The following is a 22,333-nucleotide window of genomic DNA, read 5'->3' on the forward strand; positions in this document are numbered from 1 at the left end:
AATGTTTTCCGAGGTCGATGGCGGCAATAGCTACGTTGTTCATGGCAATGATCTCCGATGAGCCCCCTGTGAAAGCTTAGTGGGCGATCACAGGGGGCAGCGGGGGGGGTAGCCATTTCATTAGTTGTTTTCGGGTGCAGGCGGGGGCCTATTCAGAACACCAACCCCATCCGCCGCTCATAACCAATCCGCCCCCTGTAAGCCTCGCCGCTGTCGACAAAGCCATACCTGGCATACAAACCGATCGCCGATTCGTTGTCCGCATCCACCGACAACTCCAGCCCCTTGATCTCCGGCCAAGCCAGGCGCGCCGCCTCGGGCAGCGCTTGCAGGCAAGCCTTGCCATAGCCTTTGCCCTGATGCCGTTGATCGACTTGCAGCGCATGCAGCGTTGCGCTGTGTTCATCGGCCCAAGCGGGCAGGGCGGGTGGGCGTTTGAGCAGCAGGAACGCCACGGGAATGTCCTCGACCAGCAGGGCAAATCCTTTGACCCCCGGGCCTGGCTTGGACAGCAGAGAATGCAATGCACCGTGAATGTCACCGGAGAACCTGACCTGTTCCGGATGTACTTCGATGGCCTCGACCTGTTGGCGCTGCAGCGCATTCAGGCTTTCATAAGGCACGAGTCGGGCTGTCACTGGAGTGTCCTTTTTCCATGGGATATGAGCCTCGGATTCTAGCGAGTTTGCCTGTGTTGATTATTTTTATTTCACCTGTCGATTCGCTGGATCGCCAGACGACTAAGGGTGTCTTCCAATAAAAACCACGGAGAACCACCATGACTGCGCACACCCAGATCCAGAACCTGATCGAAACCTACCGTCAGGCCATGATGGCCAAGGACGTGGATAAAATCATGGCGCTGTATGCCGATGACATCGTCTCCTTCGACGCGGTCAAGGCCTTGCAATTCAAAGGCAAAGAGGCATACCGCGCGCATTGGGAAGATTGCATGAAAATGTGCCCCGGCCCGCACATTTTCGACTTCCAGGACATCCGCATCGAGGCCTCCCAGGAGATCGCCTTCGCCCATTGGCTGGCCCATTGCGGCGGCACCAACGACAAGGGCGAGACCCAGGCCTGCTGGATGCGCGGCAGCGCGGGTTATCGCCAGGAAGACGGCGTGTGGCGGATTGTCCATGAGCACTGGTCGGCACCGTTCGACATGGAGAAAGGCACGATGCTGTTCGACCTCAAACCCTGATCTGATCGTCGGAGAGTCAGGCCGATACACCGATTTGCAGCCATAGTTGATCCGTTCGAGTCAGGAGACGTTCATGAAGTATTTATGCCTGGTCTACAGCGATGAGCACCTGCTGCATTCGCTGCCGGAAAGCCCCAAGGACGAAGAGTGCATGGCCTATGCCGAGTCTATTCAGGGCAGCGGTCGGATGGTCGCCGCCGAAGCACTGGAGTCGGTGCAGACCGCCACGACGGTGCGCATGCGCAACGGCAAGATGTCGATCACCGATGGCCCGTTCGCTGAAACCAAGGAACAACTGGCCGGCTTCTACCTGATCGACGCCAGGGACCTCAACGAAGCCATTCAGGTCGCCGGCAACATACCGGCGGCCCGGGTCGGCAGTGTCGAAGTGCGCCCCGTTCGGCAGTTGAATCCTTAAGATGCCGGGGCTGCCGGTTCAGGCGCAGGTCGAGCGGGTTTATCGCGAAGACTCGCGGCGGATTCTCGCAACCCTGATTCGCTTGCTGGGGGATTTCGACCTCGCCGAAGAGGCCTTGCACGAGGCATTTTTCGTTGCGGTCGAACGCTGGCAGCGTGACGGCGTGCCGGACAAACCACGGGCCTGGTTGGTGTCCACCGGGCGTTTCAAGGCCATCGATGCCTTGCGTCGGCGTGCACGTTTTGCCGCATCGCAGCCCTTGTTGATCGCGCAACTGGAGGCGCTGGAACAGGCAGACTGGAGTGATGAAGACGTGGAAGACGATCGCCTGCGGCTGATCTTCACTTGCTGCCACCCGGCCCTGGCGGCGGACGCGCAAGTGCCGCTGACGCTGCGCGAAGTCTGCGACCTGACCACGGAAGAAATCGCCCGGGCCTTTCTCTCGGCCCCGGCCACCATCGCCCAGCGCATCGTGCGCGCCAAAGCGAAGATCCGCGATGCAAAAATCCCTTATCAAGTGCCGACGCTGGCTGAGTTGCCTGAGCGTCTGGACAGCGTATTGCGGGTGATTTACCTGGTGTTCAACGAGGGTTATTCGGCGTCCATCGGAGCCGAACTGATCCGCGAGGATTTGACCCGCGAAGCGATCCGTCTTGGTCGGTTGCTGGTGCAATTGTTACCGGAGCCGGAGGTGATGGGCTTGCTGGCGTTGATGCTGCTGCACGAGTCGCGACGCCCTGCCAGGACCTCGGCGAGTGGCGAGCTGATTGTGCTGGACGAGCAGGACCGCTCGCTGTGGAACGCCGGGTTGATCACAGAAGGCTGCGCGCTGATCGAACAGGCGCTGACCATGGGACGCTTCGGACCCTATTGCCTGCAAGCGGCCATCGCGGCGGTGCACGCCGAGGCCCCGACGGCGGGGGAAACCGATTGGCCGCAGATTGTCGGTCTGTATGACGTGCTGCTGCGGGCGGTGCCGTCACCGGTGATTGAGTTGAATCGCGCGGCGGCGATTTCGCAACGGGATGGACCGCAGGCGGGCCTGACGTTGGTCGATGCCATTCTGGAGCGAGGAGAACTGCTCGATTACCACCTGGCGTATTCGGCGCGGGCGGCGTTTTGTTGGCAACTGGGCCGCAAGCAAGAGGCGCGGAAGGCGTGGGAGCGGGCACTGGAACTGACCCGGCAAGAGCCGGAGCGGCGGTTTATCGAGGAGCGGCTCAAGGCGTTGGATTGATGTGATTTCACTGGCCTCTTCGCGAGCAGGCTCGCTCCCACATTCAGACCTCATTCGCCTGAACACTTCGCTCACCAGTGCGAGCCTGCTCGCGAATGGCTGCGCCGCTATTCCAACATCTTGCCCAACAACCAGCTCCCCGCCGGCCCCGGCGGATTGAGCCGCGACCACAACGCATCCACCGACACCGTTTTCGGCCAGCCGCGCACCACCAGTTCCTGCAACGTGCCCGGCCCGAACCGCTCGACCAGCCAGCGGGGCAAAGGCGCCCAGCCGAATCCGCCCTGGGCCATTTCCAGCAGCATCAGATAACTCGGCGCCGACCAGACGCGGCCCTTCGCCCGACTTTCATAGGGATTGATGATGGTGGCCAGGCGCAGCTCGCGGTGCTGCTGCAGCACGTCCTGATCGACGTAATCCAGCGTTGCCAAGGGATGTGCCGGGGACACGAACAAGGCGATTTCGGTGCGCTCATCCACCGTCGAGCTGACCAGGTCCGGCGGGTAGCTGTCCTGCATTTCGGCGAAGGCAATCTGTGCCCGGCCGCTCTGCACCAGGGACACCAGGTCATCGCATTCGGCGATCAGGCATTCGAGTTCCAGGTCGGGATATCGCTGTTCGAAGGCACTGAGTGATGCCTCGAAGCGGTCGGACTGATAGGTATCGGACAGCGCCACCGTTAGTTTCGCTTCCACCCCTTGGGACAATTGGCTGGCGGTCATCTCCAGGCGACTGGTGGCGGCCAGGATCTCTTCGGCCCGTTGCAGCACGACGTGCCCGGCCGGGGTCAGCCCGGGCTTGCGGCTGCTGCGGTCGAACAGCGTCAGGTTCAGGTCGATTTCCAGGCTGGCCACTGCCGCGCTGATGGTCGACTGACTGCGGCCCAGCTTGCGCGCCGCGGCGGAAAACGAGCCTTGGGTTGCCGCTTCGACAAACGCCAGCAACACTTCGTGAGAGGCCATGAACTATCGCCTTGATCGATGGTTATTGGTTATGAAGTATCGGTGTGATGACGGATCATGGCAACCACAGTCACTCAAGGGAGCTCGGCCATGAGCGCCAACAAGTCCATTATTGAACGTATTTTCCAAGCCATCGGTTTTGAACTGCTGGCCATCCTGATCTGTACCCCGTTGCTGGCCTGGATCATGGACAAACCGATGCTGGACATGGGGGCGGTCACCATCGCCATGGCTGTCCTTGCCCTGGCCTGGAACGTGGTGTTCAACGGCATGTTCGACCGGGCGCTCAAGCGCCTGGCTATCGCGCACAACGCCTGGGTTCGCGTGGTGCATGCGCTGATGTTCGAAGGCGGGCTGGTCGCGCTTGGCGTGCCGCTGATCGCCTGGTGGCTGAACATCAGCCTGTGGCAGGCGTTTGTGCTGGATATCGGCGTGCTGCTGTTCTTCCTGCCTTACACCTATATCTACCACTGGGTGTATGACGTGGTCCGCGAGCGGATGGTGATGACTCGCGAGGTGTTTTGAATTGTGCTTTTTTGTGGCGAGGGGGCTTGCCCCCGTTGGAGCGCGAAGCGGTCCTAATCTTTACGACTGCTTCGCAGCCGAACGGGGGCAAGCCCCCTCGCCACAGAGGTCGTGTATCGCTTGATGGTTAGCATCAAGCCTTACAGAAACATCCCCCCCGACGCCTCGATGCGCTGGCCATTGATCCACTGGCTGCCCGGCGCCAGCAGCAGCGCAATCGCGGCGCCAATGTCATCCGGCAATCCGGCGCGACCCAGGGCGGTGTTGTTCGCTACCAGCGTGTTCAACTCGGGGTTGTCGCGCACGGCGCCGCCGCTGAAGTCAGTTTCAATCGCACCCGGTGCCAGGATGTTCACTGCGATGTTGCGCGCGCCGAGTTCCTTGGCCTGGTAGCGGGTCAGCACTTCCATCGCACCTTTCATCGCCGCGTAGGCGCTGTGGCCCGGCAGGCTGAAGCGGGCCAGACCACTGGAAATGTTGACGATACGCCCGCCGTCATTCAGCAATGGCAACAGCGCCTGCGTGAGGAAAAACGGCCCCTTGAAGTGAATGTTCACCAACAGGTCGAACTGTTCGACGGTGGTGTCGACGAAGTTGGCGTGCAGGCCGATCCCGGCGTTGTTGACCAGAAAATCGAAGCGCTCGCGCTGGAAGTGGCTCTGCAAGGCTTTCGCCACTTCGCTGCCGAAAGCGCTGAAGCTGTCACTCCGGGCAACGTCCAGTTGCAACATGACGGCCCGACCGCCCAGGCTTTCAATTTCGGCCACCAGTGCCTGCGCCTCATCGGCGCGGCTGTTGTAGGTGCCGATGATGTCGATGCCTTGGGTGACCAGATGCAGGGCTGCGTTTTTGCCGAGGCCGCGGCTGGCGCCGGTGATCAGTGCGATTTTACGGTTCATGGGACTTCCTCAGGTGCAGTGGGCGGTTGATGTGAGGAAGTTTATTTATCCGCTTGGTGGTGATAAACAGAGTGAAACCGGAATCACTGGTCGGATAATCCGAACAATAAAAGAGTGGGCTGATGAATAAACTGGAACTGTTGCGCACCTTTGTCCGGGTCAGCGAGATGTCGAGTTTCACTCTGGCCGGAGAAAGCCTGGGCCTGCCTCGTTCAACGGTGTCCGAGCATGTGCAGGCCCTGGAGGCATTGCTGGGCACCCGGCTGTTGCAACGCACCACGCGCAAAGTGCAGGCAACCCAGGATGGTCTGGTGTTGTACGAGCGCAGCAAGGACCTGTTATCGCACATGGACGAAATCGAGGGTTTGTTTCGCCAGGACGAGGCGTCGCTGGTCGGGCGGATTCGCATCGATCTGCCGAACATTCTCGCTCGTCGCGTGGTGATGCCACGTTTGCCGGCGTTCATGGCGCAGCACCCGTTGCTTGAACTGGAAATCAGCAGCACCGACCGCCGGGTCGATCTGCTCGCCGAAGGCTTCGATTGCGTGCTGCGCATCGGCGCCCAACCGGACCAATCGGTGGTGGCGCGACACCTGTGCGACTTCACCATGGTCAACTGCGCCAGCCCGGCGTATTTGCAGCGCTATGGCGTGCCCGGGCGGCTGGACGATCTGGCGCAGCATCGGCTGGTGCACTACGTCGGTGTACTGGGCGGTCGTTCGGAAGGGTTTGTGTATGTCGACAAGGGGCAGGTGCAGCGACTGCCGATGGCCGGCAGTGTCACGGTCAACAGCACCGATGCCTACGAGGCCGCATGCCTGGGTGGTTTCGGCCTGATTCAGGCGCCGAGAATGGGCATGCAGCAATACCTGCAAAGCGGTGAATTGATCGAGGTGTTGCCGGCGTTCAACGCGCCGTCCATGGAGGCGTCGCTGCTCTATGCCCGGCAACGGCATTTGCCGTTGCGGGTGAGGGTGTTCATGGATTGGTTGGGGGAGGTGATCCGCTCAGAAGTCTGAAACAAGGCTTTTTGTGGGAGCGGGCTTGCTCGCGAAAGCGGTCTGACATTCAGCATCGATGTCGACTGACACGCCGCCTTCGCGAGCAAGCCCGCTCCCACATTCAGAACAACTGCGTGAACAACCAGTACAAACTGCCCGACAACAGGATCGCCGCTGGCAAGGTCAGCACCCAGGCCATCAGCAGGTTGCGGATGGTTTTCATCTGCAGGCCGCCACCGTTGGCAACCATGGTCCCGGCCACGCCCGAAGACAGCACGTGAGTGGTCGACACCGGCAGGCCGAACATGTCGGCGGCGCCGATGGTCAGCATCGCCACGGTTTCTGCCGAGGCGCCTTGGGCGTAGGTCAGGTGGGTCTTGCCGATTTTTTCGCCGACGGTCACCACGATGCGCTTCCAGCCGACCATGGTGCCAAGGCCCAGGGCGATGGCCACGGCGATCTTCACCCACAGTGGAATGAACCGAGTGGAGTTGTCGATCTGTTGCTTGAACAGTTGCAGTTTGCCGCTGGTGTCGGCATCGAAGTTGCCGACCTTGTTCTTGTCCATCAGGCGAATGGTTTCGCTGGTCAGGTACATGTCGTTACGCACGTTGCCCACGGCTTCGGCCGGGACTTTCGACAGCGAACCGTAACCCTTGACCTCTGCGCCGATACTGCCGGTTAGTGCGGCGAGCGCCGGCACCAGTTGCGGGGTCGCTTCCTTGCTGCGCACGTATTCGGACAGTACCGGGCGCGGGTCGGCTGGCGCTGGCAGCGGCGCGGCTTTGACCAACGCTTGCTGGGTGACTTCGGCCACCGCAGCGAACTGCAAGGCCTGATCGGCCGGCATGGTGCGGTTCAATGCGTAAGCCATTGGCAGCGTGCCCACCAGAATCAGCATGATCAGGCCCATGCCTTTCTGGCCGTCGTTCGAACCGTGGGCAAACGACACACCGGTACAGGTCGCGATCAGCAGGCCGCGAATCCACCATGGCGGTGGGGTCTCGCCCTTGGGCTCCTTGTACAGCGCACGATTCTTGACGAACGCGCGCAGGGCCAGCAACAGCAGCGCGGCGCAGCCGAAGCCGACCAGGGGCGAGAGCAACAGCGCGTAACCGATCTTGGTTGCCTGGGCCCAGTCCACACCGCTGGTGCCGTCGCGGCCGTGCATCAGGGCGTTGGCCACGCCAACGCCGATGATCGAGCCGATCAGGGTGTGCGATGACGACGCCGGCAGGCCCAGCCACCAGGTGCCGAGGTTCCACAGGATCGCTGCGATCAGCAGGGCGAAGATCATCGCGAAACCGGCGGACGAGCCGACTTGCAGAATCAGCTCCACCGGGAGCAGGGCGATGATGCCGAACGCCACCGCGCCGCTGGACAACAGCACCCCGAGGAAGTTGAAAAAGCCGGACCAGACCACCGCGACGTTCGGCGGCAGCGAGTGGGTGTAAATCACCGTGGCTACCGCGTTGGCGGTGTCATGGAAGCCATTGACGAACTCAAAGCCCAGGGCAATCAAAAGCGCCACGCCCAGCAGCAGGAACGGCGTCCAGGTGGTGACCACCGTGCCGAGTTCGTTCATGTCGTGCATCAGGCTGTAGGCGGTAAACAACAAACCGATGGCCAGCACGGCAAAAAACATCACGATGGTGATCAGGCCGGGCTTCTTGTCGAATTGCGGTTTGGCGCTACTGGCAGGCGCCTGGGCGGCGGCGAAGGAGGGTGTAGCCATCACGGACATTCCTGAGGAGGGAGGTGTATCAGTGATAATCGTTGCCAATTGTTACAGGGAGAGTGCTCTGGGTCAGTGTTTGGTTTTTTTGCAGGGCCGCTGATCTGAATCGCCACACATTGCCTGAAAGCCATGCAAAACCTTGTGGCGAGGGAGCTTGCCCCCGTTGGGTTGCGAAGCGACCCCAAAACCAGTCACCGCAGTCATCAGATTTACGCCTGCTGCGCAGTCGAACGGGGGCAAGCCCCCTCACCACAGTTGATTAGTGTCAGGTGAGGACGGGGGGCGTCAGTAATCCCGCTGCTTGCGAAACGCCCAGCGCCCGGCAATCACGGTAAAGGTCGCCACCAGGGCCACCAGGATCCAGAAACCCTCCGGATCACCGGCCAGCGGAATGCCGCCGACGTTCATGCCGAAGAAGCCGGCGATGATGTTGATCGGCAGCGCCAGCACTGTCACCACCGTCAGGGTGAACAGTGTGCGGTTGGTCTGTTCGTTGATGTTGGCGGCGATCTCTTCCTGCAACAGCTTGATCCGTTCACCCAGCGCCGTGAGGTCGTTGATGATCAGCGCAAACTCTTCGGTGGATTTGCGCAGTTCCTTGACGTCTTCCTTTTGCAGCCATTGCGGCGGCCGGTTGAGCAGGCGCAGCAATGAGCCTGGCTCCAGCGCCAGCAACCGCTGCAAACGCACCAGCACCCGGCGATTGGCGCCCAGTTCGGCGCGGTTGGTCGACAGGCGCGAAGAGAGCAATTCGTCTTCGATCTGGTCCACGCTCTGGCTGGTCTTGCGCACGATCTGGGTCAGCACTTCACCCTGGTCGCGCAGCAGATGCACCAGCAACTCCAGCGGGGAGCGAAAGCATTCCCGGGCCTTCACCGAGGAGCGCAATTTGTCCACCGAGTGCAGCGGTTGCAGGCGGGCACTGATGATCAGTCGACTGCGGGCGCACACCCACAGCGTCGAAACATCCGACGAGACCATGTTGCTGAGGTTGAACACCACGTCGTTGACCACCGCCAGCAACGCGGAGTCGACATGTTCGATGCGCGTCGAACGCGAGCCTTCGTGCAGCGCTTCGAAAAATTCCTCGGGCAATTCCAGATGGCTTTTCATCCAGCGCTCGCAGGCGGCGTGGGCGAGATTCAGGTGTAGCCAGAGAAATTGCTCGTCGCTCTCCGGTTGTTGCAGATAGTGCAGGGCCTCGGCGGAGTTGATTTCCCGACCGGGTTCGCCGGGGCGAAAGCTGAAACCGTAAAGCAGGCCGAACAGATCCGTGTCGCGATGGCTTTGATCGATGCTGTGGTTCATGAGGACTCGCAAGGGGAGGCGCCTGTCACGTGTTTTACAGGTTCACTTGAGCCGCATCATCGCAAGGCGAGATGACGTTTTTGTGACAGGAAAATAACGCAAACGACTGTTCTACCGGCGGTCGGAATTTTCTCAAGAACCGCTCTGGCACGCCGATCACGCTTGGGTTAAGTTGCGCGCCGCCGGCGATCAGCCGGGACCGCAGACAGGGATGTCCGGACACCTTTCACGCCTTAGCGGGCGTGCCTCATTCCTGCCATGAGTACATCCGATGCTTTTGCAAAAGTCCTTGAGAGCGCAAATTCTTGCCCTGCTGAGCGGTAGCCTGCTGGCGATGCTGTTGATTGCCCTGGCGTGCTTTCATTTCCTGTCCAGCGGCGTGCAGAACTACGCCAATCTGATCGAAGGCCCGCTTCATACCTCGCAATTGATCGATGAAGCCAACCTGCAATTCAAGGTGCAGGTGCAGGAGTGGAAGAACGTCTTGTTGCGTGGCAAGCAACCGGCGGACTTGAGCAAGTACTGGGGGCAATTCGAAGACCGTCAGCGCGATGTACAAAACATCCTCGGCGAACTGGCCGCGCAAAAGGGCATCGAGCCGCCACTCAAGAGCCGCATCGAGCGTTTGCGTGACGAACATCGCCAGTTGGGCGCGGCCTATCAGAAGGGGCGGGACGCGTTCGTGGCCGCCGGAGGTGATCCGACGGCGGGCGACTCCGCGGTCAAGGGCGTGGACCGCGCCACCAGCGATCAAATGAGCGAACTGGTCAGCGAGTTGCGCAAGCAGGGCGCCGAACAATCGACATTGATCAGTGCCAGTGCCGATCGCACGGTGTTGTTGGGCCTTATCGTGATGCTGGTGTCCGGGTTGTTGATCGGGCTGCTGAGCCTGTGGCTGGTCAATCGCAACCTGGTCGAGCCGATCCGCAAACTGATCGAATACGTGGCGCAACTCAGTCAGGGGCGTTTTGCCGAGCGCGTGGCCAGCACCCGTCAAGATGAGTTGGGCAAACTGGCGATGGCCGCCAACACCCTGCGCGATTTTCTCGCCGAAACTTTCAGCCGTTTGCAGCGCAGCGCGTCGGACCTGGACAGCGCCAGCGGTGAGCTGAACTCGATCGCCACCGTGATGGCCGGCGGTACCAACGAGCAGTTCAGTCGCACCGATCAGGTAGCCACGGCGATGAACGAAATGTCCGCTACCGCACAGGAAGTCGCCCGTCATGCCGCCGACGCGGCGCGGGCCGCCGACGATGCCGACCAGTCCGCCCAGCAGGGCGAAAAAGTCATGCAGGGCACCATCCACACCATCACCCAAATGCGCGGCGAAATCGCCAACACCGCCACGGTCATCCGCCAGCTGGAGACCGACAGCGGGCGCATCGGCAAAGTGCTGGAAGTGATTCGCGGCATCGCCGAACAGACCAACCTGCTGGCGCTCAACGCGGCCATCGAAGCGGCCCGTGCCGGTGAAGCCGGACGCGGATTCGCCGTGGTGGCCGATGAAGTGCGCAGCCTGGCCCAGCGCACGGCGGCGTCGATCATCGAGATCAACCAGATCATCCAGACCGTGCAGACCGGTGCGGTGCAAGCAGCGCAGGCCATTGAAAGCGGTCAGTCGCGCAGCGAACAAAGCGTGCAGCAAGTGACCGAGGCCGGCGCCATGCTCGAGCGCATCACCCTGGCCGTGGAAGCCATCCGCGACATGAATCGCCAGATCGCCACTGCCGCTGAAGAGCAAACTTCGGTGGCCGAAGACATCTCGCGCAACCTCACCGAGATCACCAGCATCGCCAGCACCAACCTGGACAACGTGCAGCGCACCGAAGCGGCCAGCAGCAACCTGCATGGCTTGTCGGGGCAGTTGAACGAGGTGACGGCGCGCCTGAGCGCCTGATTAATCAAGCCGACGCAAAAAAGCCGCACGCTCTTCAAATCGTGCGGCTTCTTGCTGTGTGTATCAGTGGTCTTGCTTGTTCTTCAGGACTTCGCCGGTGGCGGCGTTCAAATCCACGTCCCATTCAACATTGCTGGCGTCACGCAGTTCGACTTCGTACTCGTAGATAGTGGAGTGCTTGTCCAGATCGCTGTCGGTGATGGTGGCGCCCGGGTGCAACTTCAGGACGATCTGATTCAGTTCTTCCAGAGGCTTGATCTTGCCGTCCTTGACCAACTGAGGGATCTGGTCGACGGGAACATCCGCGGCCTGGGCCAGGCCCGCGGTGAGCGTCAGGGTTGCAGCGGTAAACAAAGCAGTCAGGGTCTTCATGGGCTTCTTTCCTTGTGTGATCTGTTTAAGTGAGATCAGGTTAGCGTGTGTAACTTAATCCACCCTTAAATCCCTCTACATGCCCTGCATCAACGCCTGTGAGACTGTGTTCGGACACACAAACACAAATACATAACCTGTGGGAGCGGGCTTGCTCGCGAAAGCGGTTTGTCATTCAGCAATGAGGGTGACTGACACTCCGTCTTCGCGAGCAAGTCCGCTCCCACAGGGTTTTGCGCGACGCTGGATCAGTAGCCGTTGTTCTTCAACACCTGATCGACGCTCGCCGGCGCCGGACGTTTATAAAACTTCAACAACTCGCTGGCGCGGTTGGTGAAAATACCGTCGACTCCGGCGTCCATGACTTTCTGGTAGTCCACCGCCTCGTCGATGGTGTAGACGTGCACCAGCAGGCCCTGATCATGTGTGTACTGGTTCATCCACGGTTGCACCAGGTCCGAATAACTCTGGTCACCACCCTGGGTCAGTGCGGCGGACGGGCCGGTACCGATGGCACCCTGGGCCTTGGCGTAGTCGATCCAGCGTTGGAATTCGGCTTTGTCCTTCGGTTCCTGTTTGGCGTAGTAAGCGGCTTTATCCTTTTCGCCGGACTCGGCAAAGGTCACCTTGGACTTGGGTTCGATACTGCCTTCACCGACCCACAACAGCAGGATCTTGGGCACCGTCGGCATTTCCTTTTGCAGCAGTTCGAGGCTGCTCTTCTCGAAGGTCTGCAGGACCACCTTGCCTTTGCCCTGGCCGACCGCCAGCTCGCCATTCGCCGGTTTCGAATCGGCCTGGCTCAGCCAGCCACGGTCCTGGAGTTTTTCCTTGAGGTCATGTTCGATGCCGGGAAACTGCTGCGGTTCCTTGCTCTCGATGTACAGGCCGGGCTTGTGCAGGGCGTTGCCCTCGGCGATGTCGATGATTTCATCAAGGGTCAGAATCTTCAGGCCGGCAAAGGCAGGACGGGCGCGATCGGGGTACGCGGCATTGAACCAACTGCCCGCATCCAGGGTTTTCAGTTCGGCCATGGTGAACGCGTTGGCCGGGCTGTCCTTGCGCTCGGGGAATTTGCTGGCGACGTCGGTGGTGCGTTGCAGGTTGTTGTCGTGCAGGACAAACAGCACGCCATCCTTGCTGCGCTGCAGGTCCATTTCCAGGTAGTCGGCGCCCAGGTCGCGGGCAGTCTTGTAGGCGGCGGCGGTGGATTCCGGCGCATCGAAAGACGCACCACGGTGGGCGATCACCGCAGGATGTGGAATACCCAAACGGGTCGCCAGTGCCGCGGGACCGGGTTCGCTGGCGGCCTGTGCCTGGCCGAGGCCCAGCAACAGGCTCAGTAACAAGGCGCCTTTAGTAAAGGTTGCCGGCATGTTCGAGTTCCTTTCGCAATGAGTGAGCGGTCCCTTTTAACAATTCATCTTTGCAGGCGCTATCGCCAGACCGACACAAACCTGCCTGAAGCTGATTTTCGTCAGCGCTTTTGTGCACCCGTTTGCAGTACGCTGGGGCCCTGCAATTTCCCCGGCAGAGGGAAACGCAGGCCCTGCGTGCAAACCAACGATCACCATTGCGGGGTTTACCATGCGCATCACTTCCCAGCTCATCTGCCAGGCTGCCGACCAACTCAAAGGCTTCGTCGGCCTAAACCGCAAGACCGGCCACTACATCGTGCGCTTTAGCGAAGACTCGTTCGGCATGGACGTAGCGGACGATGGCATCATCCCGACCAGCGAATTCGTCTGGGCCGCGGGGGCCGGGCAAACCATGACGCTCAAGCGCGAATTGATTCGGTTGCTGCTGGACCAGAACATCGATGAACGGATCAATATCACCGAGCCGTTGCGGGTGTACATGAGTCGGGTGGAGGTGCCGGAGATTGCGGCGGTTCGCAGTCTGGTTCGGGGCTGAGTTTTTGTACTGACTGTTCTGGCCTCTTTGCGGGCAAGCCCGCTCCCACAGGGATCTTGGGTGTGACACAAGACACTGTGGGAGCGGGCTTGCCCGCGAAGACGACCTAAAGCACACCGCATCAATTACAGACTGAACCCATAAGCCCGCTCAACCCGACACACCCGCGTATGACACCGCGCATACCAGGTCGAGCGCCCACGTTCGCGAATCGCTGTGTGTTCCGGATGATGCTTCCACGCCAGAATCGCCGCTTCACTGGCCCAGTACGACACGGTTATTCCCAACCCATCCTCACCCCGAGCCGATTCCACCCCGAGAAACCCCGGCTGCTCACGGACCAGCTCCAGCATCCTTGCGGCCGCTTCGCCGTAACCCAGGTCGCCCTCTGTGCGCACCGAGGTGAAGACCACCGCGTAATAAGGCGCAGCTGGCGTATCGGCGATCATCACGATCGCCCCGCACAGGCGTCGACAAAGGCGCCAACCAACGGCGGCAAGATGCCTTTGAGCGCCGCTCGCTCGGGTTGGAACAAGGTTGCGACAAAGAACGGATGACCGCTGAGTTCGACCGCGCGCAGTCCGTGTTCCGAATCGTGGCCGACGGCCTGTAGTTCGCGCTTGAGCAGCTCGCCTTCGAATTGCGGATTGACCCCATAACGACAGCGATAGCCTTCACGAATCTCGGCACTTTCGTACGCCTGGGCGATCAACGAGCCTTTATCTAAATGAATGGTATCGACCGCTTCCACCAGCGCGCACGTCAGCGGTGTCAGCAGCGCCCGTGTTGCTTCGGGTGCCGTTTCGCCGTGTTCGGCATCCGACCAGCCCAGCACATTGCGCGCATATTCCAGCACCGCGTGTTGAAAACCGCCGCAGGTACCGAGGAAAGGTCGCCGCTGTTCGCGGGCAAAACGGATCGCTGTTAATGCGCCGTCCGTACTGCGGTAAGGGCTGGCCGGTACACACCAGAAGCCATCGAATGTGTGTAGCGGTGACTCTGCGTGGATTTCATCGGTGGCCAGCCATTGCCATTGCACATTTCGACCACTGTGTTCAGCGGCCTTTTCGAGGGCGACGGGAATGGCCTGGTGGGCGGTGACTTGCGGGTCGTAATCGCCGATCAGGGCGATGCGAATCGGGCGGGTTTCCATGAGGGGCCTCTGCACTTGTTGATTCTTGGTGCCCACTATAGATTGGCGTTCACGCATTCAATATTGGCGTTTTCCCAAGTGATCAATGCAGCGACGCACTATCAACTCGACTACCCCGACCTGGCCTTGATCCTCGCGTTGGTGCGCGGCGGCTCTCTGGCCCGGGCCTCGCAGCTGTTGAAGGTGGATGTCTCGACGGTTTTTCGAGCGGTGCGCCGACTAGAGGCTGCGCTGGGTCAGCAACTGTTCGAAAAAAGCCGTGCCGGTTACCTGCCCACCACCCTGGCGCAGTCCCTGGCTGAACAGGCCGAACGTGCCGAGCAGGCACTGGAGGCGGCGCGCATCGGTGTGGAACAGGGCGGTGAAGTGATCAGCGGTATCGTGCGCCTGACCTGCACCGACTCGGTCCTGCAAGGTTTGCTGCTGCCGGCGCTGGCGCAGTTCATGCCGAACTATCCGGCGCTGACGCTGGAACTCAGCACGTCCAATGATTTTGCCAATCTCAGTCGTCGGGACGCCGATATCGCCCTGCGCCTGACCCGCACGCCACCGGAGCATTTGGTAGGTCGGCGACTGGCGGATATTTCCTACCGCGTATGTGCCAGCGAGCGATACCTGCAATCGGTCAACACCACAGACCTGGCCTCATTGACCTGGATCGCCCCGGATGACTTCCTGCCCGATCACCCGACCGTTTCCTGGCGTCGCCAGACATTGCCGGGCGTAACGCCGGGCTATCGCTGCAACAGCATGCTTTCGGTTACCGAGCTGGTCAGGGCGGGGCTGGGTGTCGCGGCGCTGCCGGATTTTTTGATCGGCGATGGATTACGGCCGCTGGGCGAGCCGCTGCATGGATACGACACTGTGCTGTGGCTGCTGACCCGTCCCGACTGCCGCGCCTTGCGCTCGGTGGTCACGCTGTTCGATGAGTTGGGGCGGGCACTGAAACTACCGTGAGACCGTTCAGGCCTTGGGCTGGTCTTTGAGCACGAAATGTTGATGCATTTCAGTGGTCAGGTTTTCGATGCGCTCGGTGAGGGACTTGGTCATCTCTGTGAGGCGGGTGTTCTGCTCTAGCAGTTCGAGCAGTTGTGCGGTGTTTTTCGCGGCTTCTGCCTGCCGCTCACTGTTGGCGATCGCCAGCGCTTCGCGGTGCTGTGCATCGGCGTCGGATTGGGCTTTGTCCCGCGCGGCCTGACGCGTCTGGGCCAACAGAATCAAGGGTGCGGCATAGGCCGATTGCAGGCTGAACGCCAAGTTGAGCAGGATGAACGGGTACGCATCGAAGTGGGTGAAACCAGACAGGTTGAGGCACACCCAGATCACCACGATCAGCGTTTGTGCGCCGAGAAAGGTCGGGGTGCCAAAGAACCGGGCAAAGGCTTCGGCGCGCAGGGCAAATTTGTCATTGCCAAAGGTCGGCGCCAGATGGGCATGAGGGCGATGGAAACGCAGGTGATCGACGGGGGCGGTGGTTTCGTGGGTCGTGGTGGTCATGATGCTCTCTGTTTGGCGCTGGGACTGAGGTTCACTATAGCCTCAGCGTCATTCGAGCAGCGCAATCGCCAAGCTATTGCCGTCATACGGCCGACGTTTCCAGGCCGATGTTGCTTGGGTTGACGCTGACCTTGTTGCGCCCGGTGTTTTTCGCGGTGTAGAGGGCTTTGTCAGCGTCATCGAGCCAGGCCGTTGCATCGGTAAACGACGGTTGGTAAGCCGCCAGGCCAATACTCAGGCTGACCCGCAGTTTGGGCACTTCCCGATGGCGATAGTCTTGCAACACTTTGCGCAATCGCTCCATAACGTCCATGGCCTGATTCAGCGGCATGTTGGGCAGGATCACGCAAAACTCGTCACCCCCATAGCGGCCGGCCAGATCGCTTTCGCGCAGGTTGCATTTGAGCTCGATGCTTAACTGGCGCAACACCGAGTCGCCAATGATATGACCGTAGGTGTCATTGATGGCCTTGAAATGGTCGATGTCGATCAGTGCGATGGCGGCCTGCTGCTGACGCTGGCTGCATTCGCGAAACTTCATCTGCAGCAAATCCTTCCAGGCACCGTGGTTGAGGAGCCCGGTCAAACTGTCGGTGCGGCTCAAAGCGCTCAGCGTACGTTTATGCTCCGACAACTTGATCGCCAACTGGTAGCAGACCATGCCCAACGCCAACGGGTAGAGCGTCAGCATCGGCAAGCACGCCCACATCTGCAGTTGCGTGGTCGACAGGGTGTATGCCGCGCCGAACAGCGACCAGGCAATCATCACGCCCACCACTTGACTCAGACTGCCCAACAGGAACATCCGTTGGCCGCCAGCGGCGACATTGTTCATCGCCATCATCGCCAGAATGGTCACGGTGCAAAGCGGATTGAACTGGAACGTCGCGACCCAAAAACCACCGCACAGCGAATCGTAAAGTAGATTGCGGCGTTCGGCCTTGTAGGGAAAAGCCGAGCGACTCGACAGTTGATAAGCAAGATGCGGCCAGACAAAACCATTCAGTGCCAACAAAACCCAGACCCAGACCGGCAGGTGCAACGGATACAGTGCCGCGGCCACGCTGAAACTGCCGATGCCCAAGCCAATGGTTCGAGGCATGTAAATGCGTCTGGCAAATGACAAACCCTTGCCGTGTTGTTTATCCATAATTCCCTGCGCCAGATTCATTCTGAAACACTTTACTGAATGGGGTTTAGAATTACCGTTCATCGGTAATAGTGGCGCATATTGTCATTTATTCCAGCCGGAATAATCAGTGTCCTTCGAAGCCATTTAATTCCAGCCTGTGCTGCAAGCAGCTGATTTAGAGCTGGTAATAGGCCAGGAACATGTCCAGCGCGGAATCCGCCACCGTATTTTGCTCCTCGGCGGACAAGCTGGGCTGCCCCATGGAAATCTGCGGCCAGAATGCAAAAGACTTGAGCAGGCCATGGATCTGCTGAGCGGCGAATTCTGGAGCCACGGCCTTCAATCGGCCATCGGCCTGAGCGGCCCGAATCCACACCGTCAGCCCCTCCTCGCGCGCACCCATTCGGGCCACCATGTCCTGTGCCCGCTCCGGGGAATGAATCGTTGCTGCAATAGCGACCCGTGCCAGGTCGAGCAGATTGTCGTCGCCCAACATTTGCAGTTTGGCCATCAGCAGCGAGCGCAACTGGTCGCGCAACGGTTGGTCGGGACGGTAGGACGTTTCCTGTTCTGCTGTCACCCGGATCCATAACTGATTGAGGATCTCGGCGAACAACTCCTCCTTGCTGGGGAAGTGGTTGTACACCGTGCGCTTCGACACACCGGCAGTGGCGGCAATCTTGTCCATGCTGGTGATCTCGAAACCGTTGTCACGGAACTCGTTGATCGCTGCCTGGATGATCGCTTGGCGTTTTCGGTCGGTGAGGCGCTGTGGAGCTGTCATAAGTACGCTTCGGCAGGAAGAAGGGGTGGAATTACACTCAGCAGTTTACTTGTCATCGACTTTGATGCAACCTAGAAACTACACAGTGCAGTGTAATTTTTTGTTAATCCTGCCCAGTAACAATAGAAAGTCCGGCTAATGCGTGCGTGCCTTGGCCATTTATCGTCCCAAAGCGGAAAGTCGCGTCATGCGCGGTTTTTCTGGAGTCATACAGTCATGGCCAATTCAAACTCTTCGGCGGACACCGCCTCCACTCCTGAAGCGTCCCGACAGGCTCAAGGGCAGTATCAAAACTTCACGCCGGTTCAACGTTTAAGCTTTGGCAAAACCATGGGCATCTTGTGGAGTGCGCTGTTCCACAAACCGCAAAACACCCGCCCGAGCGCGCCCGTCCCGGTGCAAGCCCTGACTCAAGCTGCGTTGATGGCTGCACCGAACCACAGTGTCTATCGCCTGGGGCATTCCACGGTGTTGTTAAAGTTGCGCGACAAGTTCTGGATCACCGATCCGGTCTTCGCCGAGCGCGCTTCACCCGTGCAATGGGCCGGCCCCAAGCGTTTTCACCAGCCACCGATCAGCCTGGAAGAATTGCCACCGATCGAAGCGGTGATCCTGTCCCACGATCACTATGACCACCTGGATCATCAGGCGGTGCTGAAGCTCGCGGACAAGACCAAACACTTCCTGACCCCGCTGGGTGTAGGTGACACCCTGATCAAGTGGGGCATCGACGCCAGCAAAGTCCGCCAACTGGATTGGTGGCAAGGCACGGAAGTCGATGGTATCCAGTTCATCGCCACCCCGTCGCAGCACTTTTCTGGCCGTGGCCTGTTCGACAGCAACAGCACCCTCTGGGCCTCATGGGTGATGATCGACGGCGACACACGCGTCTTCTTCAGCGGCGACAGCGGTTACTGCGATGGCTTCAAACGCATCGGCGAACAGTACGGCCCATTCGACCTGACCTTGATGGAAACCGGCGCCTACAACGTCGACTGGCCACACGTGCACATGCAGCCCGAACAAACCCTGCAAGCCCACCTCGACCTCAAGGGGCGCTGGCTACTGCCGATCCATAACGGCACCTTCGACCTGTCGATGCACGCCTGGTACGAACCCTTCGACCGCATCCTGGCCCTGGCCTGGGAACGCAACGTATCGATCACCACACCGCAGATGGGGGAGGCGTTCAATCTGATGCATCCGCAGCGTGGTGGGGCGTGGTGGCTGGCGGTGGAAGGGGAGAGTGATCGGGAGGTGGTGCAGAACGCGTAAGCAGTTCACCCAGGGCCACTTGCCACGAAGTGGTCCCTCACTCCACCATCGCAAAATCCGCCCGTCCAACCGGATTCGGCGTCGACCCCTTCACATTCATCCCCCGACCCGGCGCAAACCCCGGGAAGAACACCAACCCTTCCGATTCGAAGCGATAGGCCAGCGCCAGGCGCGTGACATCCAGCACCTCCTGGCGGGCCTCGAAGCGTTGAATGGCATCCACCGAGACCTGGGACTCCCGCGACAGCTCTTCCACACTCCAGCCCAGCATCGCTCGGGCCTGGGCGCAGTGGGCCGGGGTGAATTGGAAGAGGGCGATACGTTCCAGGGTGATTTTCATCGCTTGAGAGGCCATGGGTATTCTCCGGGCTCGAGAAGGTTGGTTCAAAATACACTGTGTTTTTGTACAGTTGTTTTGAGCCCGGATCAAATGCAATTTTTGAATATTACTTTCGGGCAGACGGACGGTGATCGTCGTTATTTACCGTCCAAGCCCGGTGCTTCCCGCACAATAAAGTGATCCAGATTCTCGATATTGGCGCTGAACACTCCGAACGTCTGCTCGGGGTTTTTCTTGCTCGGTACCTGCTTCAACTCGGGCGTCACGCCATAAAAGAAGCAATACAACTCCCGCCCACTCTCGATGGCGTGCTTGATCTCTTCCAGGAACGCCTTGCGCTTGCGGTAGCTGTCGATCAGTTTCTTGCTTAGGTAGACATTGACCGAGTAAGGCTTTTTCTCGAACCAGACCTTCTTCTCGAAATCGATGCGAAAGCTCTGGGTGTAGTCCTTGATCTCCTTGACCTTGCCCCAGTAAATCAGCCCCTTGTTGTCCTGCAGATACTCGATCTTCTTGAAAAACGCCCCGTAAGGTGCGGTGTGCTCGCCAATCTTCAGCGGCACCCGCTTGAGCAAATCCTTGTCGTCGAAGTTTGAAACGAAGCATTCCACCGGGTGGGCAAAAACGCTGGTCTTGTCCGGGGCCAATTCCCTGCTCGGTTGCTCGACGTTGCTGGTCACCGAAAGCGTTAGCGACTCATCCCGCACCCCGTCCGCCATGATCTTCGGGCTGGACGGCTTACGCCCATACTCACGCCGAGTCAGCAACAATTCCGACGGGAAATGTTCCTCGCGGCTGTCATCCGTTTCCTCGACACCCGATGCCTGCGTCTTCAGGCTGACATAGGGGCAACCCTCGACATGGCGTGTGCTCGGCAGATTCTTGAAGTGCGGCGTGCGTACGTAGTTCACATTCTTCGCGTTGAACGTGCCTAGCTCATTGGCAACATCGAACGCTGGACGACAGGCATCGTTCGGGCACTGGAAATGCTCCTTGGCCGAATCGAACGCCATCGTCTCGTCGAAATTCAAATCGCGCACGTCATAGATCGACAACTTGTCGTCGAGGCTGAGGCAGTAGGCGAGGTCGAATTTCATGGTGGGCTCGGGTCCTTCAGAGGCAGGTGGCGTATTAATAGCGGGTGACGTGTGATAGCGCACCTGTTGATTTGCGTTCGTCGCATCAGCGTGCTCCCGCCATTGGGCAAGCCCCATCGCCTGACTAGCGTTGGCTGGCAGGCCCCCTCGCCACAGATTTTGTTCCGCTTGGTTATTCGGGTTTCAACCGTTTCACCTTTGTATAAAGCGAAGCGGCAAATTCCTCCCGGTCAGTCGAATGGTGACAACGACGATGGCAGTTCGGGCACAGCGCAACCGCATTCGTTACCAGGTCCGTACCGTCATTGGCCAAGTGTTTAACATGGTGGACTTCAAGGAAATGCAATCCATTGGGCTGCTTGAATGGAGCATCCTGACCACACCCTTCGCAGACCCCATTGGCTTGTTTCAATACCCAGGCCTTGACCAACGGATCGCGTAAGAACGTATAGGTCGTACCACTCACTCTCTGTGGCTTTTCGATACCGCGAGGAGTGCCTACCAACTCTTGCTGCTCAAGCTTTAGAACCTTTGCATTCAGCTCCTGATCGTTTGCAGTCGGTGCATAGTCGTCAGGGTTGAAAGCATCCTTGGCGATCATCGCCGCACGTATGCGATGCGCGACACCGGCGCCAAGATGTGCCGCTGGCACGTAGCCAACGATATACGGTAGACATAGATCATTAAGCTCGGTGGAGATGTTCCGCATTCGATATTCGATAGAACCCTTGCTGCGTTCTCTCAACACTCCTTCGCGCAACAAGCGATTCTCGTGGGCTTTATTAAGCTTCTGGCCACTTCTCTCAATCGCCAGCATCTTCAAATAGCCATCAACTGCAGCTTCAAGCTCTGCATCGCTCCAATCTTCGCTCTTCTTTCCAGTACCCATACGATCGACGAGGGTTAAATACCCTCGGACGATACTGAGTGGCCACTACGACTGTCTATGAAAAATCCTACACAAAACAGAGACGAATCTCGCAAGCGATCCGACAAGCACATCATCTTGCCCATCGAATACTTCGACGACTGAAATACCCGCACAACCTTACGCCACCAAAGTTTAACCACTGGCATCCGCCGTTGCGTGTGATCGAGCAACAGGTAAGGCATATCCCGCAACCGAATCAACCCTCATCCTGCCAGCGCAACACTCTGCGCTCACTCAGATGGAAGCCCATCAAGCGATCGATACCACAGGCGCAGAACCATGGTTGGTTTTCCAGGAGGTGGGTATAGAGAGAAGGTGACGACGTGGTCTGGGTTCTTTGCTGCCCCGATGCTTTGTAAGGATCTAGGAGGTTTTCATAGTTGCAGCCTGGGCTCCTTAATAAGGGCAAAGAATTTTTAGACAGGGGTTGACCACGCATTTCAATGCTGTATTATTCGCCTCCCGCTAACGAGCAGTTTGCTGCTGGTTACGGGTTAAGTGGTTGAAGTTGTTAAGGATTCCTTGAAAACTTCTGAAAATAATCACTTGACAGCAAATGAGGCTGCTGTAGAATGCGCGCCTCGGTTGAGACGAAAGATCTTAACCAACCGCTCTTTAACAACTGAATCAAGCAATTCGTGTGGGTGCT

At 59.3% G+C, this 22,333-nt stretch carries 24 protein-coding genes and 1 pseudogene; 9 read left to right on the forward strand and 16 right to left on the reverse strand.

Annotated elements, in window-relative coordinates:
• Nucleotides 1–152: 152 nt before the first annotated feature.
• Nucleotides 153–638, reverse strand: a complete 486-nt coding sequence (locus B0D71_RS30810) for a GNAT family N-acetyltransferase (protein ID WP_103398031.1) — start codon at nucleotides 636–638, stop codon at nucleotides 153–155.
• A 140-nt stretch (nucleotides 639–778) separates the two neighbouring features.
• Here B0D71_RS30810 and B0D71_RS30815 point away from each other — a divergent pair, with 140 nt between their 5' ends.
• From B0D71_RS30815 to B0D71_RS30825, 3 genes are all read left to right on the forward strand, one after another.
• Nucleotides 779–1,204 (forward strand): YybH family protein, encoded by a 426-nt coding sequence (locus B0D71_RS30815; protein WP_103398032.1) that lies wholly within the window; start codon nucleotides 779–781, stop codon nucleotides 1,202–1,204.
• 73 nt (nucleotides 1,205–1,277) lie between these two features.
• Nucleotides 1,278–1,622 carry a YciI family protein gene (locus B0D71_RS30820; RefSeq protein ID WP_046042284.1) on the forward strand — a complete coding sequence of 115 codons (345 nt, stop codon included), beginning with the start codon at nucleotides 1,278–1,280 and terminating at the stop codon, nucleotides 1,620–1,622.
• Nucleotide 1,623: 1 nt separating this feature from the next.
• Nucleotides 1,624–2,859, forward strand: a complete 1,236-nt coding sequence (locus tag B0D71_RS30825) for an RNA polymerase sigma factor (RefSeq protein WP_103398033.1) — start codon at nucleotides 1,624–1,626, stop codon at nucleotides 2,857–2,859.
• A 107-nt stretch (nucleotides 2,860–2,966) separates the two neighbouring features.
• On the opposite strand, the gene B0D71_RS30830 is transcribed toward B0D71_RS30825, so the two are convergent.
• On the reverse strand, nucleotides 2,967–3,821 hold the full coding sequence (locus B0D71_RS30830; RefSeq protein ID WP_103398034.1) for a LysR family transcriptional regulator: 855 nt from the start codon (nucleotides 3,819–3,821) through the stop codon (nucleotides 2,967–2,969).
• 90 nt (nucleotides 3,822–3,911) lie between these two features.
• Here B0D71_RS30830 and B0D71_RS30835 point away from each other — a divergent pair, with 90 nt between their 5' ends.
• Nucleotides 3,912–4,346 (forward strand): multidrug/biocide efflux PACE transporter, encoded by a 435-nt coding sequence (locus B0D71_RS30835; protein ID WP_103398035.1) that lies wholly within the window; start codon nucleotides 3,912–3,914, stop codon nucleotides 4,344–4,346.
• 140 nt (nucleotides 4,347–4,486) lie between these two features.
• Here the strand turns inward: B0D71_RS30835 and B0D71_RS30840 are convergent, their stop codons facing one another.
• Complete coding sequence (locus tag B0D71_RS30840; protein ID WP_103398036.1) at nucleotides 4,487–5,245, reverse strand: SDR family NAD(P)-dependent oxidoreductase; 759 nt, start codon at nucleotides 5,243–5,245, stop codon at nucleotides 4,487–4,489.
• A gap of 122 nt (nucleotides 5,246–5,367) precedes the next feature.
• Here B0D71_RS30840 and B0D71_RS30845 point away from each other — a divergent pair, with 122 nt between their 5' ends.
• Nucleotides 5,368–6,264 (forward strand): LysR family transcriptional regulator, encoded by an 897-nt coding sequence (locus B0D71_RS30845; protein ID WP_103398037.1) that lies wholly within the window; start codon nucleotides 5,368–5,370, stop codon nucleotides 6,262–6,264.
• A 103-nt stretch (nucleotides 6,265–6,367) separates the two neighbouring features.
• On the opposite strand, the gene B0D71_RS30855 is transcribed toward B0D71_RS30845, so the two are convergent.
• Entirely contained in the window at nucleotides 6,368–7,981 is a 1,614-nt protein-coding gene (locus B0D71_RS30855; protein WP_103398038.1) for an inorganic phosphate transporter, read from the reverse strand.
• A 288-nt stretch (nucleotides 7,982–8,269) separates the two neighbouring features.
• The gene (locus B0D71_RS30860; RefSeq protein WP_103398039.1) at nucleotides 8,270–9,292 is read right to left on the reverse strand and encodes a transporter; all 1,023 of its coding nucleotides are present in this window, start codon (nucleotides 9,290–9,292) and stop codon (nucleotides 8,270–8,272) included.
• A 271-nt stretch (nucleotides 9,293–9,563) separates the two neighbouring features.
• Between B0D71_RS30860 and B0D71_RS30865 the strand changes: the two genes are divergently transcribed.
• Nucleotides 9,564–11,189, forward strand: coding sequence for a methyl-accepting chemotaxis protein (locus tag B0D71_RS30865; RefSeq protein ID WP_103398040.1), 1,626 nt, complete (start codon nucleotides 9,564–9,566; stop codon nucleotides 11,187–11,189).
• 63 nt (nucleotides 11,190–11,252) lie between these two features.
• On the opposite strand, the gene B0D71_RS30870 is transcribed toward B0D71_RS30865, so the two are convergent.
• Entirely contained in the window at nucleotides 11,253–11,561 is a 309-nt protein-coding gene (locus tag B0D71_RS30870) for a PepSY domain-containing protein (RefSeq protein WP_103398041.1), read from the reverse strand.
• A gap of 248 nt (nucleotides 11,562–11,809) precedes the next feature.
• A complete protein-coding gene (locus tag B0D71_RS30880) occupies nucleotides 11,810–12,937 on the reverse strand; it encodes a glycerophosphodiester phosphodiesterase (RefSeq protein ID WP_103398042.1) in 1,128 nt (375 codons plus the stop codon).
• Nucleotides 12,938–13,148: 211 nt separating this feature from the next.
• Here B0D71_RS30880 and B0D71_RS30885 point away from each other — a divergent pair, with 211 nt between their 5' ends.
• Nucleotides 13,149–13,475 carry a DUF2025 family protein gene (locus B0D71_RS30885; RefSeq protein ID WP_103398043.1) on the forward strand — a complete coding sequence of 109 codons (327 nt, stop codon included), beginning with the start codon at nucleotides 13,149–13,151 and terminating at the stop codon, nucleotides 13,473–13,475.
• Between the two features lie 125 nt (nucleotides 13,476–13,600).
• Here the strand turns inward: B0D71_RS30885 and B0D71_RS30890 are convergent, their stop codons facing one another.
• Nucleotides 13,601–13,924: an antibiotic biosynthesis monooxygenase family protein gene (locus B0D71_RS30890; RefSeq protein WP_103398044.1), complete on the reverse strand. Its 324-nt coding sequence runs from the start codon at nucleotides 13,922–13,924 to the stop codon at nucleotides 13,601–13,603.
• The gene (locus tag B0D71_RS30895) at nucleotides 13,924–14,628 is read right to left on the reverse strand and encodes a CTP synthase C-terminal region-related (seleno)protein (protein ID WP_103398045.1); all 705 of its coding nucleotides are present in this window, start codon (nucleotides 14,626–14,628) and stop codon (nucleotides 13,924–13,926) included. The genes B0D71_RS30890 and B0D71_RS30895 overlap by 1 nt, the downstream gene beginning before the upstream one ends.
• Nucleotides 14,629–14,643: 15 nt before the next feature.
• Here B0D71_RS30895 and B0D71_RS30900 point away from each other — a divergent pair, with 15 nt between their 5' ends.
• Nucleotides 14,644–15,585, forward strand: coding sequence for a LysR family transcriptional regulator (locus tag B0D71_RS30900; RefSeq protein WP_103398046.1), 942 nt, complete (start codon nucleotides 14,644–14,646; stop codon nucleotides 15,583–15,585).
• Nucleotides 15,586–15,591: 6 nt separating this feature from the next.
• On the opposite strand, the gene B0D71_RS30905 is transcribed toward B0D71_RS30900, so the two are convergent.
• The 3 genes from B0D71_RS30905 to B0D71_RS30915 all read right to left on the reverse strand — a co-directional run bounded on the left by B0D71_RS30905 (nucleotide 15,592) and on the right by B0D71_RS30915 (nucleotide 18,041).
• The gene (locus tag B0D71_RS30905; protein ID WP_103398047.1) at nucleotides 15,592–16,125 is read right to left on the reverse strand and encodes a DUF1003 domain-containing protein; all 534 of its coding nucleotides are present in this window, start codon (nucleotides 16,123–16,125) and stop codon (nucleotides 15,592–15,594) included.
• Nucleotides 16,126–16,207: 82 nt separating this feature from the next.
• Complete coding sequence (locus B0D71_RS30910; RefSeq protein WP_103398053.1) at nucleotides 16,208–17,275, reverse strand: diguanylate cyclase; 1,068 nt, start codon at nucleotides 17,273–17,275, stop codon at nucleotides 16,208–16,210.
• 157 nt (nucleotides 17,276–17,432) lie between these two features.
• On the reverse strand, nucleotides 17,433–18,041 hold the full coding sequence (locus B0D71_RS30915) for a TetR/AcrR family transcriptional regulator (RefSeq protein ID WP_103398048.1): 609 nt from the start codon (nucleotides 18,039–18,041) through the stop codon (nucleotides 17,433–17,435).
• 216 nt (nucleotides 18,042–18,257) lie between these two features.
• Here B0D71_RS30915 and B0D71_RS30920 point away from each other — a divergent pair, with 216 nt between their 5' ends.
• Nucleotides 18,258–19,316: an MBL fold metallo-hydrolase gene (locus B0D71_RS30920; RefSeq protein WP_103398049.1), complete on the forward strand. Its 1,059-nt coding sequence runs from the start codon at nucleotides 18,258–18,260 to the stop codon at nucleotides 19,314–19,316.
• 37 nt (nucleotides 19,317–19,353) lie between these two features.
• On the opposite strand, the gene B0D71_RS30925 is transcribed toward B0D71_RS30920, so the two are convergent.
• From B0D71_RS30925 to B0D71_RS32040, 4 genes and pseudogenes are all read right to left on the reverse strand, one after another.
• Nucleotides 19,354–19,671, reverse strand: coding sequence for a helix-turn-helix domain-containing protein (locus B0D71_RS30925; protein ID WP_103398050.1), 318 nt, complete (start codon nucleotides 19,669–19,671; stop codon nucleotides 19,354–19,356).
• Between the two features lie 122 nt (nucleotides 19,672–19,793).
• Nucleotides 19,794–20,753 (reverse strand): hypothetical protein, encoded by a 960-nt coding sequence (locus tag B0D71_RS30930; RefSeq protein ID WP_103398051.1) that lies wholly within the window; start codon nucleotides 20,751–20,753, stop codon nucleotides 19,794–19,796.
• Nucleotides 20,754–20,925: 172 nt separating this feature from the next.
• Complete coding sequence (locus B0D71_RS30935; protein ID WP_103398052.1) at nucleotides 20,926–21,642, reverse strand: HNH endonuclease; 717 nt, start codon at nucleotides 21,640–21,642, stop codon at nucleotides 20,926–20,928.
• Nucleotides 21,643–21,761: 119 nt separating this feature from the next.
• A pseudogene (locus tag B0D71_RS32040) lies at nucleotides 21,762–21,997 on the reverse strand (hypothetical protein); the annotation flags it as partial.
• Between the last annotated feature and the right edge of the window lie 336 nt (nucleotides 21,998–22,333).

The organism is Pseudomonas laurylsulfativorans, from assembly GCF_002906155.1.
GTDB classification, from domain to species: Bacteria; Pseudomonadota; Gammaproteobacteria; order Pseudomonadales; family Pseudomonadaceae; genus Aquipseudomonas; species Aquipseudomonas laurylsulfativorans.